General features: G+C 68.5%; 18 protein-coding genes. 3 read left to right on the forward strand and 15 right to left on the reverse strand.

Annotated features, from left to right (window positions below; genetic code table 11):
- Positions 1-94: 94 nt before the first annotated feature.
- Together ACFXI3_RS23205 and ACFXI3_RS23210 are read right to left on the reverse strand one after the other, a co-directional pair.
- On the reverse strand, positions 95-826 hold the full coding sequence (locus tag ACFXI3_RS23205; RefSeq protein WP_378402050.1) for a lysophospholipid acyltransferase family protein: 732 nt from the start codon (positions 824-826) through the stop codon (positions 95-97).
- Between the two features lie 64 nt (positions 827-890).
- On the reverse strand, positions 891-2,408 hold the full coding sequence (locus tag ACFXI3_RS23210) for a hypothetical protein (protein WP_378402052.1): 1,518 nt from the start codon (positions 2,406-2,408) through the stop codon (positions 891-893).
- A 223-nt stretch (positions 2,409-2,631) separates the two neighbouring features.
- On the opposite strand from ACFXI3_RS23210, the gene ACFXI3_RS23215 reads away from it, so the two are divergent.
- The gene (locus tag ACFXI3_RS23215) at positions 2,632-4,521 is read left to right on the forward strand and encodes a DUF6541 family protein (protein ID WP_344281767.1); all 1,890 of its coding nucleotides are present in this window, start codon (positions 2,632-2,634) and stop codon (positions 4,519-4,521) included.
- Between the two features lie 176 nt (positions 4,522-4,697).
- Here the strand turns inward: ACFXI3_RS23215 and ACFXI3_RS23220 are convergent, their stop codons facing one another.
- The 8 genes from ACFXI3_RS23220 to ACFXI3_RS23255 all read right to left on the reverse strand — a co-directional run bounded on the left by ACFXI3_RS23220 (position 4,698) and on the right by ACFXI3_RS23255 (position 12,101).
- Positions 4,698-5,714, reverse strand: a complete 1,017-nt coding sequence (locus ACFXI3_RS23220) for a YbhN family protein (protein WP_378402054.1) — start codon at positions 5,712-5,714, stop codon at positions 4,698-4,700.
- Between the two features lie 14 nt (positions 5,715-5,728).
- Entirely contained in the window at positions 5,729-6,973 is a 1,245-nt protein-coding gene (locus ACFXI3_RS23225) for an acyl-CoA reductase (protein ID WP_378402056.1), read from the reverse strand.
- Positions 6,970-8,022: an acyl-protein synthetase gene (locus ACFXI3_RS23230; protein WP_344281781.1), complete on the reverse strand. Its 1,053-nt coding sequence runs from the start codon at positions 8,020-8,022 to the stop codon at positions 6,970-6,972. Before ACFXI3_RS23230 ends, ACFXI3_RS23225 begins: the two co-directional genes overlap by 4 nt.
- Entirely contained in the window at positions 8,019-9,425 is a 1,407-nt protein-coding gene (locus tag ACFXI3_RS23235; protein WP_378402058.1) for an AMP-binding protein, read from the reverse strand. Before ACFXI3_RS23235 ends, ACFXI3_RS23230 begins: the two co-directional genes overlap by 4 nt.
- Positions 9,422-10,156, reverse strand: coding sequence for an SDR family NAD(P)-dependent oxidoreductase (locus ACFXI3_RS23240; RefSeq protein ID WP_344281787.1), 735 nt, complete (start codon positions 10,154-10,156; stop codon positions 9,422-9,424). Before ACFXI3_RS23240 ends, ACFXI3_RS23235 begins: the two co-directional genes overlap by 4 nt.
- Complete coding sequence (locus ACFXI3_RS23245; protein WP_344281790.1) at positions 10,153-10,392, reverse strand: acyl carrier protein; 240 nt, start codon at positions 10,390-10,392, stop codon at positions 10,153-10,155. Before ACFXI3_RS23245 ends, ACFXI3_RS23240 begins: the two co-directional genes overlap by 4 nt.
- Before the next feature lie 66 nt (positions 10,393-10,458).
- On the reverse strand, positions 10,459-11,052 hold the full coding sequence (locus ACFXI3_RS23250; protein WP_378402061.1) for an HAD family hydrolase: 594 nt from the start codon (positions 11,050-11,052) through the stop codon (positions 10,459-10,461).
- Complete coding sequence (locus ACFXI3_RS23255; RefSeq protein WP_378402063.1) at positions 11,031-12,101, reverse strand: hypothetical protein; 1,071 nt, start codon at positions 12,099-12,101, stop codon at positions 11,031-11,033. Before ACFXI3_RS23255 ends, ACFXI3_RS23250 begins: the two co-directional genes overlap by 22 nt.
- Before the next feature lie 190 nt (positions 12,102-12,291).
- On the opposite strand from ACFXI3_RS23255, the gene ACFXI3_RS23260 reads away from it, so the two are divergent.
- Together ACFXI3_RS23260 and ACFXI3_RS23265 are read left to right on the forward strand one after the other, a co-directional pair.
- The gene (locus ACFXI3_RS23260) at positions 12,292-13,398 is read left to right on the forward strand and encodes a DegT/DnrJ/EryC1/StrS family aminotransferase (protein ID WP_344281799.1); all 1,107 of its coding nucleotides are present in this window, start codon (positions 12,292-12,294) and stop codon (positions 13,396-13,398) included.
- Positions 13,395-14,348, forward strand: a complete 954-nt coding sequence (locus tag ACFXI3_RS23265) for a Gfo/Idh/MocA family protein (protein ID WP_378402065.1) — start codon at positions 13,395-13,397, stop codon at positions 14,346-14,348. Before ACFXI3_RS23260 ends, ACFXI3_RS23265 begins: the two co-directional genes overlap by 4 nt.
- A 1-nt stretch (position 14,349) precedes the next feature.
- Here the strand turns inward: ACFXI3_RS23265 and ACFXI3_RS23270 are convergent, their stop codons facing one another.
- From ACFXI3_RS23270 to ACFXI3_RS23290, 5 genes are all read right to left on the reverse strand, one after another.
- Positions 14,350-15,084, reverse strand: a complete 735-nt coding sequence (locus ACFXI3_RS23270; protein WP_378402067.1) for a hypothetical protein — start codon at positions 15,082-15,084, stop codon at positions 14,350-14,352.
- Complete coding sequence (locus ACFXI3_RS23275) at positions 15,081-15,581, reverse strand: SigE family RNA polymerase sigma factor (protein WP_344281808.1); 501 nt, start codon at positions 15,579-15,581, stop codon at positions 15,081-15,083. Before ACFXI3_RS23275 ends, ACFXI3_RS23270 begins: the two co-directional genes overlap by 4 nt.
- 302 nt (positions 15,582-15,883) lie before the next feature.
- On the reverse strand, positions 15,884-16,456 hold the full coding sequence (locus ACFXI3_RS23280; protein ID WP_378402069.1) for a Uma2 family endonuclease: 573 nt from the start codon (positions 16,454-16,456) through the stop codon (positions 15,884-15,886).
- A gap of 84 nt (positions 16,457-16,540) precedes the next feature.
- The gene (locus ACFXI3_RS23285; protein WP_370932595.1) at positions 16,541-17,158 is read right to left on the reverse strand and encodes a DapH/DapD/GlmU-related protein; all 618 of its coding nucleotides are present in this window, start codon (positions 17,156-17,158) and stop codon (positions 16,541-16,543) included.
- Entirely contained in the window at positions 17,158-18,342 is a 1,185-nt protein-coding gene (locus tag ACFXI3_RS23290) for a glycosyltransferase family 4 protein (protein WP_344281817.1), read from the reverse strand. Before ACFXI3_RS23290 ends, ACFXI3_RS23285 begins: the two co-directional genes overlap by 1 nt.
- Between the last annotated feature and the right edge of the window lies 1 nt (position 18,343).

Below are 18,343 nucleotides of genomic sequence, written 5' to 3' on the forward strand. Positions count from 1 at the left end.
GTCCGTGAAGGGCACCTTGAGGGAATCAGATTCCCTCAAGGAGCCCTTCACGGACGTCTGGAGGATGCACAGAGCGTCGGAGCGCGAGCGGTGCTCAGGCTCGGCGGTCGAGCGCCGCAGCTTCCTCCGGCGTCGGAGCACTGCCGCCGAGGTGCGCGGGCATCCACCAGCGCTCGGCGTCGCTCTCCGGGGCCTCCGGGTACTCCGCCTGCGCCTTCTCCAGCAGCTCCGACATCCGGGCACGCAGGTCCGTCGTCAGCGCCTCGCACGAGTCGTCCGGGCCGGGGCTCATCGGCTCGCCGATCACCACCGAAATCGGCACGTGCCGGTGGGTGAGGTCCTTCGGGCGCCCCTTCGTCCACAGCCGCTGCGTGCCCCACAGCGCCATCGGGATCACTGGGACACCCGCCTCGGCGGCCATCCGGACCGCGCCGGTTTTGATGTCCTTCACGGTGAACGAGCGGCTGATCGTGGCCTCCGGGAAGACGCCGACGACCTCGCCCGCGCGCAGCCGCGCCACCGCCTCGTCGTAGGACGCCTGCCCGGCGGCGCGGTCCACCGGGATGTGGTGCATGCCGCGCATCAGCGGACCGGCGACCGGGTTGCCGAAGATCTCCTGCTTGGCCATGAACCGCACCAGCCGCTTGGCCGGACGGGCGCCGAGGCCGCAGTAGATGAAGTCCAGGTAGCTGACGTGCGTGCAGGCGAGCACCGCACCGCCGCGGGCGGGCACGTGCTCGGCCCCGGTCACCCGGAGGCGGTTGTCGAGCAGCCGGAACATCAGCCGCGCGGCAACCAGGACGGGCGGGTACACGAAGTCAGCCATGCGCCAAGGCTACGGGACCGTAGGTTTCCCGCCGGTAGGTCGCGCGGGTCGGCTCCGCCACACTTCAGGGGCAGGACACGTAGTGGAAGTCCGGGGCGCGGTCGAGCTCGTCGACGAGCCGGCTCGCGTCGTCGGCGCGCGGGTAGACCGAGATCCAGAACGGCGTCCCGGTGCGCCGGAAGGTCGCGACGCGGTACCAGGCGGGCAGGTCGTCGGCACAATCCTGGCGGCTGGCGTACCCCGAACGGCCGGGCACGGCGAGCGTCGACCGTTCCGCGTCCAGCCCGACCACCAGCACCTGCGAACCGGCGCGGCTCGCGAGCAATCCCGGCGATCCGGCGCTCACGACGGACCCCGGCGGCAGGTAGCGAGCGAGCCAGTCGCCGACCTCGGCCAGCTGCGCCCCCTGTGTGCTCCAGGCCTGCACGCGCTCCAGCACCTCGGGGCTGAGCACGGAGACCGCCACCGCGACCCCGGTGAGCGCCGCGGTGGCCGCCGGAACTGCCCGGGACGCCGCACGCGGCCTCGGCACCGAGGTGAGCACGCCGCATCCGGCCACGGCGGCGACCGCCAGCAACGGCGGTACCGGGACGAGCAGCCGCCACGAAAGCCCCGGATCCTCCTCGAAGAGCACCACGAACGCGGTGTGCGCGACGGCGAGCGCCAGCAGCAGCCACAACGCGGGCCGGGCTTCGGCCGCGCGTCCCCGGTTCGCCACCAATCCCGCCACGACCACGGCCGGGACGAGAAAACCCAAGTGCGCCAAGGCGAAGCCGCCAAGGTACGACCAATCGGGGCCGGGCGGCAGGCTCGCGTCGGGCACGAAACGGTCGTAGTAAGTCACGCGCCAAGCCGTCCACGGAGCCAGGAACACCAGCGCGCCCAGCACAAAACCGACCGGCGCCCACCAGGTGTGCCGCCCGCGCGCAGCCGCGAAAACGAGCCACCCCGTGCCGACGACAGCGAGCACGAGCCCTTCCGGCCGCGTCATCACCGCACTGGCCACGAGCACCCCGGCGACCAACGGACGGCCCGCCACCAGCGCGTACGAGACACAGAGCACGAGCAACGCGAACATCGGCAGCTCAGTGCCCGAAAGCCCGTACACCGCGAGCCCGTTCGCCCCCGCGGTCAGCAACGCCGCCGCGACCCCGGCCGCTCGCCGAGGCTCGACCCCGTCCGGCAACGCGAGCGCGGCAATGCGATTGGCGAGGAAATACGCCAGCACCACGCATCCCAACGCGGCCGCGCCGCTCAATACGACGGCCGCGGACGGCACTTCCGCGCCGAATGCGCCGCGCGGCAATGCGATGACCACGAGCCAGAGAAAATTCGCATACGTCTCGCTGCGATCGCCAGTGTTGAAAACCGGCCCAATACCGTCAGCGATGTTCTGCGCGTACCGGAAACTGACGTACGCGTCTTCAGTGGCAGTGGCGAACAACAGCTGGTGCAAGAGCGAAAACGCGAGAACGAGAAGAAGAACTCCGACGCGCCACCGCCGGTCGTGTCCGATCCGCCGCCAAGCGGCGACGACCAGCGCGGCCAGCGCCAGCCATCCCCCCACGACCGCGAAAACCACGCGCCCCCAGCCTCCCGCGCCCCTCACCCGTCCGGCCGACCCCTGGCGGACCGCTCCTCACCAGTTCCAGTCAAGCGCGCGGCCGCGCTCCGCCGACATCAGCCGTTCGGGTGTATATGGGTGACCGCTAGTCTGGGGCTTGATTCCAATCCGCCACGGCGGGGGCCGGCGGATGTCCCGTGACCTGAGGAAGACTGTGCCGAGCGAACCCACCCTGCTGTCCGTGGCAGTCAGCATTGCCTGCTGTCTGCTCGTGCTCGGAATTCCCGGGCTCATCACCGGTGTCGCCGCCGGTCTGCGCGGCTGGCTGCTGGCCGGTCTGACGCCGCTGCTGAGCTACGCCATCGCCGGCCTCGCGGGTCCCTGGACGGCGGCGATCGGGCTGCCCTTCAACGCCTGGACCTTGGCACTGACCACGGTGATCTTCGCGGCTGTCGCGTTCGGACTCCGGCGGCTGACCGTTCGCCGGTGGCCGCACGAGCCGGAACCGCGGGCCTGGGAGCCGCGGGCGAACTGGGCGGTCGGCGCGTGTGTCGTCCTCGCGACCGCGATCGGGTTCTACACCGCGGTGCACGGAATGGGCCACCTCGGCGCGATCGCCCAGGGCGGCGACGCGCCGTACGCGGCCAACGGCATCCGCTACATCGCCGAAAGCGGCGACGGCAGCCTCTTCGGCATGAGCAAGCTGAACTGGTACGGCGACGGTTCACCGCCCTTCTACCCCAACGCCTACCACCTGCTCGCCTCCGTGCAGTACACGCTCAGCGGCGGTTCGATCCCGCTGACCCTCGACGTGAACACCGCGCTGCTGCCGGGCTTGCTGGCGCTTTCGCTCGCGGTGATGGTGCGGGCGTTCCGCGGCCGCGCCGTGTTGGCCGGCGCTGTCGCGCTCGCGTCGGCCGCGCCGGTGATGGGCCTGTACGAGTCGATGAACCGCGGGCCGCTGTTCCCGTTCCTGGTGGGCATCGCGCTCACCCCGCTGGCCGCCGTGGTGCTGCGGCGCTACCTCGACCGGGTCGCGCTGGACACCGGTTTCGTGCTGATGCTCGGGGCGATCGGCCTGCTGTGCGTCCACTCGTCCGCGTTGTTCGGCGCGATCCTGTTCGCCGGGCCGCTGCTGGTGCAACGCTGGATCGAGCGCTGGCGTTCGATCGGCAAGGACCTGCTGGCGCTGCTGCCGATCGCGGCGGTGTCGGTGCTCGTGGCGTCGATGCAGCTCTTCGGCGCTCTGGGGCAGGCGAGCAGCTGGGGCTACCTCGGCTGGCCGAGCGAATGGCGGGCGACGACGGCGCTCGGCGCGCTGCTCGGGTTCCAGCACTTCGAACCGCACCCGCAGATCTGGCTGTCGGCCGCGCTGTTCGTCGGTTTTATTTTCTTCCGCAGGCTCGGCGGCCTGCGCTGGATCGGGCTGACCGCGCTGATCACCGGCCTGTTCTACATGGCGGTGGCGTCCTCGGACTCGCCACTGGTCATGGCCCTGTCGCGGCCGTGGTGGGACGACCCGTACCGGTTCATCACGATGGCGATCGTGCCGCTGTCGTTCATCGCGGGCCACGGCGTCGCGGCGCTGCACGAATGGCTGAAGGAACGGCTGCCCTCGCGCGTGCCGCCGGCCGCGCTCGCCGCGGTGGTGCTGCTCGCGTTCGTAGGGGTCACGAAGGGCCTGTACACCCGGACCAACAGCGAAATAGTGGCGGGCGGTTACCACAGCCCCGACCCGCGCGACCAGAACATCACGCCCGGCGAGGAACGCGCGATGGTCGAGCTGGGCAAGCTGGCGAAGCCCGGCCAATGGGCGATGAACGACCGCTACGACGGCACGCCGTGGACCTACGCGCTCAGCGGTGTCCGCACCGTCGCCGCCCACGACGACGGCTCCAACCCGCCATCGGACGCGGTGCTGCTCGCCGCGCACTTCCGCGACTACGAAACGAACCCGGCAGTCCGCGCCACGGTGGAGCGGCTCAACGTCCACTGGGTGATCCTGGGCCGCCCGGCGGCGCCGCCGAAGCCCGCGTATGCGAATGAAGGGCTGATTGGGCTGGATGGGCTGCCGTTCCTTAAAGAGGTCTACCGTAATGAGGATGCGGTTATTTATCAGGTGAATCGCTGAGGTTATCCGATTCCAGCGGCAGGATTTTTCGGAATCCTGCCGCTGTTTTCATGATGGCGTTTCCCGCTGTCCGGTACCGCGTTCCGCGTCATATCCGCGGGCACTGAATTCCCACCCTGAAACACAAGAAAGGGGCCGTCCGAATCCGGACGGCCCCTTTTCCTAAGCGCTAAAAGTCAGGCCGCGTCAACAGCCTCCGCACGCCGAGCCGCCACCTTAGCCGCCAGCGCTGCGAATCCGGCTGTCAGCAGGTCGGCTACCGTGAACATCACCCGCGAAGCCACCGCGAACGCTGTCGCCTGGCCGACGGTCAAGCCGCTCGCCGTCAACACCGCGACTTGGGCTACCTCGCGCACACCGACACCGCTGGGCAGGATGAACGCGAAAGTGCCGACCGTCATCGCGACGGCCATCGCGCCGATGCACAGGATCAGGCCGTTGAAGCCGGGGGCGCCGACCGAGTTCGCCAGCAGCCACAGGTGCACGCCCTGGAACACCCAGGCGCCCATGGACGCGCCGAATGCCTTCAGCACCACGCCCCAGCCGAGCGGTTCGGCCAGTGGCGGGCGGCGCAGGATCTTCAGGACAAGCGACGTGCCCCAGGTCAGGATGCGCGGGTGCAGCAGCGCGAGGCCGACCGGGATCAGCACGAACAGCCACATCGCGCGCGGGCTGTTGCTGAACAGCGCCGGGGCCGCCAGCAGCGACACGACCAGCGCGGACACCACGCCCAGGCCGAGCTGGATCAGCGAGCCGGTGAAGATCCGGGCTCGGGCCAGGCCCGCCTTGCGGCCCAGCTCCATCTGCAGCAGGTACGCCCACACCGAACCGGGGACGTACTTCCCGAGCGAGCCGACCAGGCAGATCTGCGCGCCGCGGGCGTAGCCGACCGGTTTGTCGCCGAGGTGGTCGACCAGGATCTGCCAGCCCCACACGGACACGAGGATCGACACCATCAGCGCCACGAGGCTGAGCACCGACGACTGCCAGGCGACGTCGTCCAGCGTGCGCCAGAACTCGTCCCAGTTGGACGCCAGGCTCTTCGCCGCGAAGCCGATCACCAACAGGATGGCGACCCAGCGCACGACGTCGAGCACCCGCGCCTTGGTGGACTTGCGGGCTTTTCCGGTGGTCGGGGCGTCCTCAGTGGACGGGGCGTCGTCCCCCGGGCTCTGCGTACGAACGGTCGTCACTGCCTCTCAGCTCCTCAGGCCTGCACCGTGACCAGCCGGCTGAACTCGGACAGCAGATCGTAGCCGTCCCAGACCCCGGCGAAGGTGAGGGCCGACCCGAAGGGCACGACCCGGTCCACCCCGCGTCCGGCGAGCGCCGTCACGAATCCGGTCAGTTCCTCGCGGGTGAACCCGAACTGGCTCACCGTCTGGTCTTTGCGCGCCACGATCGGCACCAATTCGTCCAGCGACGCCACCGAGGCGTTCGCGAACGTACCCGCGCCCAGCCATTCGCGCGGCATCACCTTGGCGTCGGCCAGCTCGAGCGTCGCCAGCGCGTTGCCGTCGAAGCGGATCGACGACACCAGCCCGTCGACCGCCGCGCCGTACGCCGACACTCGCTTCTGCACGGCCATCGCCGGCTCGGTGACGTGCTGTTTCGCCATCAGCACCTGGGCGAGCAGCTCGCGGAACTCACTCCCGGCGGCCTGCGCGCCCGACGCGTCGCCGACCCAGAACACCGCGCGCGGCGACGAGCAGGCGGCCTGGTCGAACCAGTACGAGTCGTTGTAGAAACCCTCGGCGGCGGCCCGGCGCTGCTCCGGCGCGGCCTCCTGCCAGCCGCGCACCGAAGCGATCGCGAACGACGAGCGGTCCGGGAACGTGAGGTCGCGCGCGTGCGGGGCCAGCGGGTACTTCCGCAGCGCCGCCACGGAAGCGTCGCCGCCCCAGATCACTCGCAGGTCCGCGGCCAGCGACAACGCGCCGCTGACCTCGTCGCTGCGGTCGTAGGTGACCATGCGCTGGGTGGCCCGGATGGCGGCCGCGGTTTCCGGCGACACGTCTTCGAGCGCCGCGTTCAGCGCTTCCAGCACGGCCTCGGCGGCACCGGCCGAGCGCGAGGACACGCGCACGACGTTGCTGTTGCCCGCCAACGCCGACAGCGCCCATGAGTACACGAAAATGGTGTCCACATTGGCCGGCGGCACGTGGAAAACGAGCCCGCGCGGGAACCGCAGCGAATCACCATTCGTTTCCAAAGTGGACAGTGATTTCGCGAGTTCTCCCTTGCGCAGGAAGAAACCCAGCGAGGCCAGCTCCGGGAAGCGGCGTGCCAGCGCGGGAGCGAGCAGCTTGCGCGCGAACTTGGTGACGAACTCGACCACCCGCGGATCGCCGACGGTCAGCCTGCCGCCTGCCGGTTCCTCGCGCAGTTCGTCCAGCAGCGCGTCGGCCGAAACCGAGTCGCCCAGCGGAAAACGCTGTTCCAACGCACTCATGCGGCCGCTCCGGTGAACGTGTCCGAGCACCCGCGGGCCTCGGCCTTCGGCAGCCTGCCGAGCACCGAGAAGTGCTTGCCCGGCCAGTCGCCGTCGTCGATTCCGTTGTAGACGCCCAGATCCTCGGTGAGCAGCACGTGTCCCGGGTACGACCGCGGCAGCGTGCTCACCACCTCGATGACGCCCGGCTTGCCGACCGGCTGCTCTTCCCAGGTCTCCGGGTCGCGGATCACGACGTCGGCGAAATCGGGGCAGTACAAGGAGTTCCCGGACGGGCCTTCGAGGAACACGGTGCCGATCTGCTCGATCATCCCGTAGTAGTTGTGGATCCGGGTGAGCCCGGTGTCCTCGGCGAACCGGCGGCGGAACTCGCTGTTGTCGACCGCGCGGTCGATCAGCTTCTTCCAGCCGCCGGAGTGGATGAGGATGCCGTTCGACAGGTCGAGCTTGTGCTCGCGGGCGACCTCGTACAGGTACTGCCACACCATGAAGGTGAAGCCGAAGATCAGGAACGGCCGGTCCCCGTACTCGGCGAGGAACTTCCGCACGGCCTCGACGTCCGGCTTGTCGTTCTCGTCCAGCACGTAGGTGTGCTTGCGGCCGAAGTTCGCCATGCCGAGCACGCCCGCGCCGCGCGCGGAGAACGACCGGCGGTTCTTGATGATGCCGATGGTGTCGACCATCAGCATCGGCAGCCGCTCGCCGCCCAGCACCTCCTGCAGGGTGGCGCCGAGCTGCTTCGTCTGCGCGGCCGCTGCTTCCTTGTCCAGGTAGATCCGCGACGCGCCGGCCCCGGTCGTTCCCGAGGACGTCAGAGTTTTGAAGACCTCGTCGTCCGGAATGGACTTCAGGTCGTGCGTTTTGAACATCCGCACCGGCAGCCACGGCAGGTCGGCGATCGTCGCGAACGACGCGTCCGGTGCGAACCCGAGCGAGGACAGGATGCGCTCGTACCCGGCGGAGTTCGCCCGGTGGTGCGCGGTCAGCTCCGCGAGCTCGGGAAGCAGCGCCGCCTCTCGCTCCGCCTGCGAGCGCGTGAACACACTCATACCCGTCCTTCCAGCGACCGGTAGTCGATCTTGCCGCTGGCCAGCAGCGGCACCGTGTCGATCGGACGCACGTCGAACCCGCTGGCGTGCAGGTGCAGCCGCTCCGCCAGCGCCCGGGACGCGTCCTTGCAGATCGCCTTCGCACCGTCGCCCTCGGGCAGTTCGGCGAACAGCACGACCTTGTCGCCCGCCGCCACCGCGGCCACCACGTCGATGCCCACCGCGGCCGTGCGCACGGCCTGCTCCAGGTCGTCCAGGCTGACCCGGTTGCCGAACACCTTGCCGATCCGCTTGAGCCTGCCGGTGATGTACAGGTACCCCTCGTCGTCGAGATACCCGAGATCCCCGGTGGCCAGCGTTCCGCCGTATTCGTCGCCCGCGCTCAGCCCGGCTTCGTCCTCGGCATAACCCATCATCACGTTGGGTCCACGGTAAAGGACCTCACCGACAATTTTGGGATGCGTGGTTTCCTCGCCGTCGTCGCGGCGGATGGCGAACGCGCCGCCGGGCAGCGCCGGACCGGCCGAGCCGATCTTGTCCGCGAGCCGCTCCGCGGGCACCGTGGTCATCCGCGGGGACGCCTCGGTCTGGCCGTACATGACGTACATCCGGCCGCCGACCGCGAGCATCTTGTCGTTGAATTCCGCGACCAGTTCGTCCCGCAGTTTCCCGCCCGCCTGGGTGAGAGTGCGCAGGGTCGGATACTTCGCCGGATCGAACTTGAGCCGGCGCAGCATTTCGTAGTGATAGGGCACGCCGGACAGCGAAGTCACGCCGTGTTCCTTCACCGCGTCCCAGAATCCGCGACCCAAAACACCAGACGGTTCGATAACCACAGTCGCACCGCGCAAAAGGTGCGAATTCAGCACCGAAAGGCCGTAGCTGTAATGCAGCGGCAGACAGGTCGGCGCGACCTCGTCCGCGTCGATCTCCAGCACCTGCGCGACGGCTTCGGCGTTGGCCAGCAGCCCTTCGCGAGACAACCGGACGAGCTTCGGATTCCCGGTGGATCCGCTGGTCGGCAGCAGTACGGCCAGGTCAGGATGCGGCTCGACGCCGTCGGCGGAGTCGCGCACCCAGTCGGTGCCGCGGGTGGTGTACCCGGACGGAGCGTCGCCGGACGCGGCGAGCACGGCGGCCGGACGGAACCGCTCGACCAGCCCGGTCAGCACGTCGGCGTCCAACGCCGGGTCGATCAGCGCGATCGCCCGGCGGCCCTCGAACGCGCCGAGGTAGGTCAGCACGCTGTCGAGGTCGACCGACATCCGCGCGAACACGACGCCCACCGGCAGCGCGGCCAGCGCGTCCGTCTTCCGGCCGATCTCCGCGGACAGTTCCGCGTCGTCCAGCGTGCGGCCCCCGGCCACGTCGATCAGCCGGGAACCCGCACCCACCAGAGTCACAGCACCAAGCCTCCGTCGATCCCCAGTACCTGCCCGGTCACGAACGACGCCTCGTCGCTCGCCAGGAACCGGATCACCGCCGCGACCTCCGCGGCCTGGCCGAGACGGCCGAGCGGGGTCTTGGCGACGTTCGAGGCGCGGGCGTCCTCGCTCAGGCTTTCGGTCAGCGCGGTTTCGATCACGCCGGGGGCGACCGCGTTGACCCGGATGCCGGAGCGGCCGAGCTCCTTCGCCGCCGAGCGCGCGATGTTCGCGACCGCCGCCTTCGAGGCCGCGTAGACCGTCTGGCCCGCGCTGCCGTATTCGCCGACCACCGAGGCCAGCACCACGATCGCGCCGGTCTTCTTGCGCATCATGGCTCGCGCGGCCGCCTGCACGGTGTGCAGCGTGCCGGCGACGTTCGTGGACAGCGTCCGGTCGACGTCGTCCGGGCGGATCATGCCGAGCAGGCCGCCCTCCATGATCCCGGCGTTCGCGACCGCGACGTCCAGCTTGCCGTGCTCCTTGGTCACTTCCTTGACCAGTGCGGCGACGGCTTTCGCGTCCGTGATGTCGAGCGCGCGTCCGCTGACCTGCGGCCCCACCGAAGCGGCGGCCTCCTTGGCGGCGGTCTCGTCGCGGCCGGTGAGCACCACGGTGGCCCCGGCCTCGGCGAGCGCGCGGACGGTGGCCAGGCCGATGCCCCTGGTACCACCGGTGACCAGGGCGACCTTGCCCTCGAACGTGCTCACGCCTTCTCCTGCAGCTCCTTGACCATGTCCACGGCCACCTTGAAGCTGCTCATGTCGATGACCTGGTCGGTGTCGAATTCGATCTCGAACTCGTCCTCGATCGCCGCGATGAGCGCCATGTGCCCGACCGAGTCCCACGCCTCGATGTCGCGGTACTTCAGGTTCTCGACGTCGACCCCGTCGTCGAGCTGGAGAGCGTCGATGAAGACTTCCTTCAGCTTGTCCTGCACAGCCATGTCTACCCGGCACTTCCTTCTCGAATGGGGCTGGTGACCACTATCGACGGTACCAACCGTGGGATTTCAGCCCGCGCGTGCGGGCAGCAGTTCACGCAGCGTCTCGACGTAATGGTCCGCGCCCTCGGGACGGAACTTCAGCGAGTCGTTGCGCACGACCACGCTGAGCACGCCCGCGCCGTGCGCGGCTTCCACGTCGTGGAAGGTGTCGCCGACGAGCACCGCCTCCTCCGGAGCCGCGCCGAAGTGCCGGAGCACCGCGGTCACGCCCTCGGGATCCGGCTTGAGCCGGCGGACGTCCTCCCGCCCTATGACGTGCAGGCCCCTGGCGAGGTTGCCCAGCGCGTCCTCGACGCACAGCCGTGAGTTCCTCGTCACCACCGCGAGCTGGTAGCTCGAAGGCAGCTCCGCCAGCAGTTCGCGCGCGCCGTCGGTGAATTCGCCCTGCGCCACGGAGGCGCGTTCGAACCGCGTCACGACGTCGAGCCGGGCGGTATCGCCTTCGTCGAGCCAGCGCTGGAACAGCTCGCCGAGCTTGTCCTCAGCGGACAGTCCCAGCTCGGCGCGCAGGCCCCCGAAGTCGACCGGCAGCCGGAACAGCGTGCCGTCGAAGTCGAAGGCCAGCACTTTCCGCCCGGTCAGATCCGCTTCGACGCCCATTCGCCTTCCTTGACCAAGCGATAGCCCATGTCGATCATGCGGACCCAGTAAAGGTCGTCGGGCAGCGGGTTGTAGACCACGGGCCGCTCGGGCAGCTCGTTGCCGAGGCCGAGCTGGATGTACATGTCGGGCATGTTCAGCCCGGCGTGCGCGAAGAAGTTGCTGGTGGTGAAGAAGCGGCCGACGTTGATCTCGGTGACCATCGGCACCCCGGCGGCGTTCTCCTTCATGTCCACGCAGAACACGCCGTGCGGCTTGTCGGACACCGCGCGCACCGCGGACTCGCCGATCTTGTTCACGTCGTCGCGGTTGACCGTCTTGGCCACCGACGGCGACGAGCTCTGCCCGCTCGGGGTCAGGTTGCCGAAGATGTATTCGATGCGGGAGCGCGCCTGCGAGGTGATCAGCTCGCCCTCGTGCCACAGGCTCTGCCACGCGAACTCCTCGCCCGGGAGGTATTCGCTGGCCATGAAGTCGCCGTAGTGGAGGCCGCGGAAGCCGCGCCAGTAGTCGATCCAGGCGTCGCCCTGGTAGAAGGAGTTGATCGGGAGGCTGCCCCGGGAACCGGCGCCGCGGATGGCGCGCAGCCAGACCCGCGGGTTGATCTTCAGCAGCTCCTCGAGCCCGCCCTTGAGGTCGTCCGGCGAGTCGATCTTGATGGCTTCGGGCACCGAGACGCCGTTCGCCTTCATGTGCGCGTTGAACGCCATCTTGTCGTGGCACAACGCGATCGCGCGCGCGTCCGGGAGGAACGTCGGCGCGTTCAGCTTGTCGCGGTTCTCCGCGAGGTAGCCGACCTCGACGTCCGGCTGCGGGTGCACGAAATCGATGCGCTCGGCTTCGATGACGCGGTTGATCGCGTCGGCGTACCCGGGGTCGCTGACCGGCGGGACCAGGTATTTGGCCTCGACGTCGAGGAGTTCGAGGTGGAAGGGCTTCACGTCAGTGCCGACGACCTCGTAGTCGTTTCCGGCGACCGCGAGCGCGTCCCGGAAGTTGTAGGCGGCGGATCCGCCGGCGCCGGTGATGAGGATGCGTGCGCTGCTCATTCGCGTGTTCTCAGCCTTACCTGTTCAGTTCCCGCCGGAGCCGGGACGGTAGCCGGAAGCCCACTTGTGGTCGGCGAGTATCGTGACGCCCGCGTCTGTGCTGACTGCACCGAACTCGGGGCTCGTGCCATGCCGAGGCAAGACTGTACCGGACGCGCCGAAAGTGCCCGCCGAGAGCGAGAGACTGCAGATGATCCCCATTACCGTGGTCGACGTCCGTGCTGCGGAGGACCTGGTCGTCGAAGTGCTGCGATCCGGCGCTATCGCCCAGGGCCCGATGGTAAAGCGTTTCGAGGACGCGTTCGCACACGTCTCCGGAACGAAACACGCCATCGCCGTGAACAACGGGACGACCGCGCTGGTCGCGTCCCTGCAGGCACTCGACCTGCAGCCCGGAGACGAGGTCGTGACCTCGCCGTTCACCTTCGTCGCGACGCTGAACGCGATCCTGGAAGCCGGCGCGACCGTGCGGTTCGCCGACATCCGCCGCGACGATTTCGCGATCGACCCGGACGCCGTCGCGGCCGCCGTCGGCCCGCGCACCAAGGTGCTGATGCCGGTGCACCTCTACGGGCAGACCGCCGACATGGGCAAACTCGCGCCGCTGGCCGCGGAGCACGGGCTGCACGTGGTCGAGGATTCCGCGCAGGCGGTCGGCGCTTCGTTCGAGGGCCGCAAGGCTGGCTCGTACGGCATCGGCTGCTTCTCGCTGTACGCGACGAAGAACGTGACCACCGCCGAGGGCGGCGTGATCACCACGGACGACGACGCGCTCGCCGACAAGCTGCGCGTGATGCGCAACCAGGGCATGAAGGCCCGCTACCAGTACGAGATGGCCGGCCACAACTACCGGATGACCGACCTGCACGCCGCCGTCGGCATCCCGCAGCTGGAGAAGCTCGACCAGCTCACCGCGGCGCGGCAGGCCAACGCGAAGCGGCTGTCCGAGGGTCTCGCCGGAACGCCGGGCCTCGAGGTGCCGCAGGTGCTGCCCGGCCGCGAACACGTGTGGCACCAGTACACCGTGCTGGTCGGCCCGCACGCGATGCTCTCGCGCGAGGAGTTCGCCTCCGCGCTGACCGAACGCGGCATCGGCAACGGGATCTACTACCCGAAGATCGTCTTCGACTACGAGTGCTACCGCGGGCACCCGCTGATCCCGGACGCCCGGGTCGAGGACTTCCCGGTGGCGGGCGCCGTTGCCGCGCAAGCGCTTTCGCTGCCGGTGCACCCGCACCTGACCGAGTCCGAGCTTGACCAGATCATCGAGACTGTTCGCGAGGTACTCGGCGCATGACGCACCGCATCGCACTCGTCGGCACCGGCAACATGGGCTCGCTGCACGCGCGCGTCCTGTCGCAGAACGACCGGGTGGACCTGGCCCGCGTGATCGACCCGCGCGAGGAAGCGGGCCGCGCGGTCGCCGACCGCTACGAAACCCAGTGGACGCCGGAAATCGGCTCACTGTCCGATGTGGACGCTGTGGTGCTCGCCTCGGCCACCGAGGTGCATTACGAACTGGCGCAGGAGATTCTCGGCCAGGGCAAGCCGATGCTGGTCGAGAAGCCGGTGTGCAACAGCCTCGAGTTCTCGCAGGAAATCGTTGCCCTGTCGGCGAAAAAGGACGTCCCGCTGATGTGCGGGCTCCTGGAGCGCTACAACCCGGCCGTGATGACCGCGCGGGCGCTGGTGAACGAACCGGTGCACCTGATGGCGCGCCGGCACGGCCCGTACGCGCCGCGGATCAAGACCGGGGTCGCGTGGGATCTGCTGGTGCACGACGTCGACCTGGCGATCCAGTTCTTCGGCGGGGCCACGCCGGGCCGGGTCACCTCCAGCGCGGGGTATTTCCACCCGCAGTCGGTCACCGGGGCCGAGGACACCATCGAGACGGTGCTGTCCTTCCCCACCGGGCTGGCCACGGTGTCGGCTTCGCGGCTGGCGCAGCGCAAGGTCCGGTCGCTGATGGTGTCCGAACTGGACCGCATGGTGGAGATCGACCTGCTGCGCCGCGACGTGACGATCTACCGGCACGTCTCGCACGATTCGGTCACTCCCGACGGTCTCGGCTACCGGCAGCAGACCGTCATCGAGATCCCGGAACTGGTCACCGCGCGCGAACCGCTGGCGACCCAGCTGGACCGGTTCGTGGATCTGCTTGAGGGCAAGGTCGACGCTGATGCCGAGCGCGCGCTGATCCTGCCGTCGCACGAGGTTGTCGCGCAGGTTTTGACTGAGGCCGCCTGATTTATTTGGTGAGGCGTTTGCCGTCCGCGGAGTAGGCGACCAGCGGAGTCGCCCGCTCGGCGGACGGCACGTCGTCCTGGTCGAACCAGAACACGACCACTCCCGGATCCTCGCTCCAGCGCGCCGTGTGCGCCGGGATCGTGCGACCGTCCACTGTGGTCTCGATGCGAGCGGCCGGTCCGCTGAAATAGCCGTACACCGGCACCCAGATGTCCGCGACGGTCGTGCCGCCTGACGTCGCGTGGAAGCCGAACGAGCGGTCCTTGCCGTCGGATTCGTTGGCGAGGTAGAGCGGACGCAGGTTTCCGTCCGGCTCGGACAGGCTGGCCATCACTCCGAATTGGACGGTCGGCAGGTTGTCCGGGTCGTCGATTTCCGTTGCGTAGAAGACAAGTTCCGCGCCGTCGGTGTAGGTGCCGGTGGAGATCACTTCGCCGAGCGGCTTCTCCGCGGATGTCGGTGCCGGGACCGGTGTCGACGAAGCCACACTCGTCACGATCGGCGGTGGTGCCGACGCCGCGTGCACCTGTTCCGGCGCGCTGCCCGGCGAACGCAGCCAGGTCGCACCGAACACCACGGCGACCACAGCCACCGCCGCGCCGGAGGAAGCCAGAAACCGCCGCCTGCGCCGAATCCGGCCGCCTTCTTTGATGATGCGGTCGAGATCGGGCTCAGCAAAGGGTTCCGCGGGCGCTTCCTGAAGCGCGGCGCGCAACCGGTCGAGTTCGTCGGTCATGCGCTCACCTCCCCGACCAGCGCGTCGCCGTCGACGCGCAACTTCGCCAGCGCGCGGGAATTGGTGCTCTTGACCGTGCCGACGGACACGCCCAATTCCTCGGCGACTTGGTGTTCCGGCAAATCGAAGAAATGGCGAAGCACGACGACGGCGCGCTCCCGGGCGGTAAGCCGGGCCAATGCGTCGGAAAGCCATTCCCGATCCGCGACGGCGTGCGAGATGTCCGGCACCTTCGGCGGTTCCGGCATCTCCTCGGTGGCGTATTCGCGGATCGGCCGGCGCCAGATGTCGATGACGTGATTGGCCAGCACGCGGCGGGCGTAGGCGTAGGGATTCTTCCGCCGGACTCGAGGCCAGGCCGCGTACGTGCGGGTGAAGGCGGTCTGCGCGGCGTCCTCAGCCTGGTGGCGGTCGCCGGTGAGCAGGTAGGCGGCGTGCGTGAGCCGGGCAGAACAGGACCGCACGAAGTCGGCGAACTCGTCGTCCCCGCGCACCATCCCACCCCTGATTCCCGGTCTCGGCGTCGCTGTCCAGGTTACGGGGGCGGGAGACGTGCGTCGATGTAATGGCTGGTCAGTCTTGTCTCAATGGCGACGCATGGTGTTCGGGGAGGTGCTCGGGGTCAGCGTTGGGCTCGGGCAGAGCTGCTCGTCGAGCAGAAACGCCAACCGCGTCACTGACCGCAGGTGAAACCACATCGGACGCGGCGACGGGACAAGAACCCCGTCAACGACCTCGACCCGGGCCTCGGGGTCCTCCGGAAAATCTGCCCAATCAGCAAGCGCCAGCAAGGCGAGAGTCAGCGCTGCGCACGCGGATCGATCAGCGAGTTCAAATCAAACTTCACCGGAACCCCCGCGACCTCCAGCTCCACCGCGCCGGAATACTCGCCGAAATTCTCGTAATCGCCGTCGATCAACCGGTACGCGATCATGCTCACCGGCGGATCCACATCGACGATCCAGTAATCCTCGATACCCGCATCGGCGTACTCGAACAGCTTCGCGCCCTGGTCGACATCCTTGGTGGCAGGCGAAAGCACCTCGACCACCAGTGAAACGTCGCCAGCCCCGATCCGCGGGATGTTCGCTTCGATGAGGTCCGACGGCGCGACCACCACGTCCGGCACCCGCACCGTCGGCGGGACCTCGGCCAGCACCGTCTCGAATTCTCCGACCGCCACCAGTTCCGGCGGCAGCTGCATCGTCAGCAGATACGGCAATCTGCTGATGATCAGCTGGTGGAGCGACATCGGACGCGGCGACACTGACAGGACCCCTTCGACGACCTCGACCCGCACCTCCGGGTGCGCCGGAAGGTCCGCCCAGTCGTCAAGGGTCAGGAGACGGTGAGGCCATTCAAGGACACTCATGACTTCTCCTTCACCGACAGTGACTGAGAGCAGTGTCCCATGTTACCCGGAGCATCCGCCAGCGCGTGACGCACCGTGTCCGAATCACTTCCCGCTGAAGTCACCCGACGGGGAGCCCCAGCCGGACGGGTCGTCCGACAAAGCGCGGCGGCGGGCGTTTTCCTCGCGGACCCGCTTGACCTCCGACTCGATGTACTCCTCGTCGTAGCGCTGGAACACCCGCGCCGGGTTGCCCGCTACCAGCGAGCGCTCCGGGACGTCCTTCGCTACCACCGAGTTCGGCTGCACCGTCGCGAAGTCACCGATCGTGACGCCCGGCATGATCACCACGAGGCCGCCGATGAAACAGCCCTTGCCGATTTTCACCGGCTTGCGTTCGATCAGATCGCTGCCGGAATGGTTTTCCAGTGCCATGTTCGCGAGCCAGCTCGAATGCGTGAACACCAAGGTATTCAGGCCGATGCTGGTGTGTTCGCCGATTTCCAGCCCGCCGCTCGCGTCGAGGACCGCGCCCTCGCCGACCCAGCAGTGTTCGCCCATCGCGAGGTTGTCCGGGCTGACGATCTTGGCGCGTTCCCGCACGCGGCACGACTCCGGCAGGCCGAAAAACTTGGCCCGCTCGGCGTCGTTCATGTACTGCGTGACGAGGTCGTTCAGGATCATCGGGCGCAGCCGGTTGCTGCGCTCGTCGTCGAAGAACATCAGTTGTCCGCCACCAGTTTCGTGAGCACCCGCAGGTGTTCCTCGGTCACTACGTCCAGTCCGAAGTTGTCCCGGACCATCGACGCCTCCCGCTCGGCGATCCGCGCGCGTTCCTTCGGATCGTCCAAAAGGGACAGCACCGTGGTGGCGACCGCCTCGGAATCGTTGGGGCGCACCAGCAGGATGTTCTCGCCGTTGTGCAGTTCGATGCCGGGGTAGTTGTCCTCGGTGACCGACGCGATGGTCGCGGTGCCGGACAGCATCGCCTCCAGCGACGCGGTGCCGCAGCCGCCGTTGAGGTCGTGCGTGACGATGTCCGCGGCCGCGAAGTACGCGGGCACGTCCGCCTTCGGCACCGCGCCGGTGACGATCAGTGCGTCGGAAACGCCCAGTTCCTTGGCCCGCTGCTGGAAAGCGTCGTGATACACCCGCCCGACGACCACCACGCGCAGCCCGGGGTGCCGCTCCAGGATCGCGGGCAGCGCCTCGATCAGCGGCAGCCGGTCGCGCAGCGGGATCACGTGCCCGAGCGACACGATCAGCGGCGCGTCCCCGATTTCCAGTTCCGCGCGCACGTCCTTGGTCACCGGCTTCGCGAAATGCCCGGTGTCCACCGCGATCGGGAAGTACTCGGAGTTGTCGTCGCTCGTGCCGTAGCGCTGGACGCAGTAGTCCACGCCCTGCTTGTCGAGGATGATGTAGCGCGGGCGCAGGTACTTCAGCACCGGGTTGACCAGCAGCGCGTCGAGCGCGCGGAACACCCGGCCGTACATCTTGTTCTCGCTGATCAGCAGCGTGTGGATGGTCAGCAGAACGGGCAGCTTGTGCCGGCGCGCGTAGATGCCGACCATCCAGGACAGGTCGAAGAACTGCCCGTGCAGGTGCACCGCGTCCGGTTTGAACTCGTTCAGCAGCTTCCACAGCCGCCGCCAGTTGCCCGGCCGCATCGACGCGAACGTCATGTCGAAGTCGATCGACAGGCCGAGCTGCGGCATTTTCACCGCGGGCAGGCGCACGACGCGGTATCCGTCGCGCTCCTCTTCCGCCGGCGCGTCACCGTAGGCAGCGGTGATCGCCAGCACTTCGTTCCCGGCGGCCGCGTACTCCGCGGCCAGCGAAGCCGACATGTGCGCGCTTCCGCCCACTCGCGGCGGGAAGAAGTTGTTCACCACCACGATCCGCATG

Source organism: Amycolatopsis sp. NPDC059235 (genome assembly GCF_042754125.1).
GTDB classification, from domain to species: domain Bacteria; phylum Actinomycetota; class Actinomycetes; order Mycobacteriales; family Pseudonocardiaceae; genus Amycolatopsis; species Amycolatopsis albidoflava.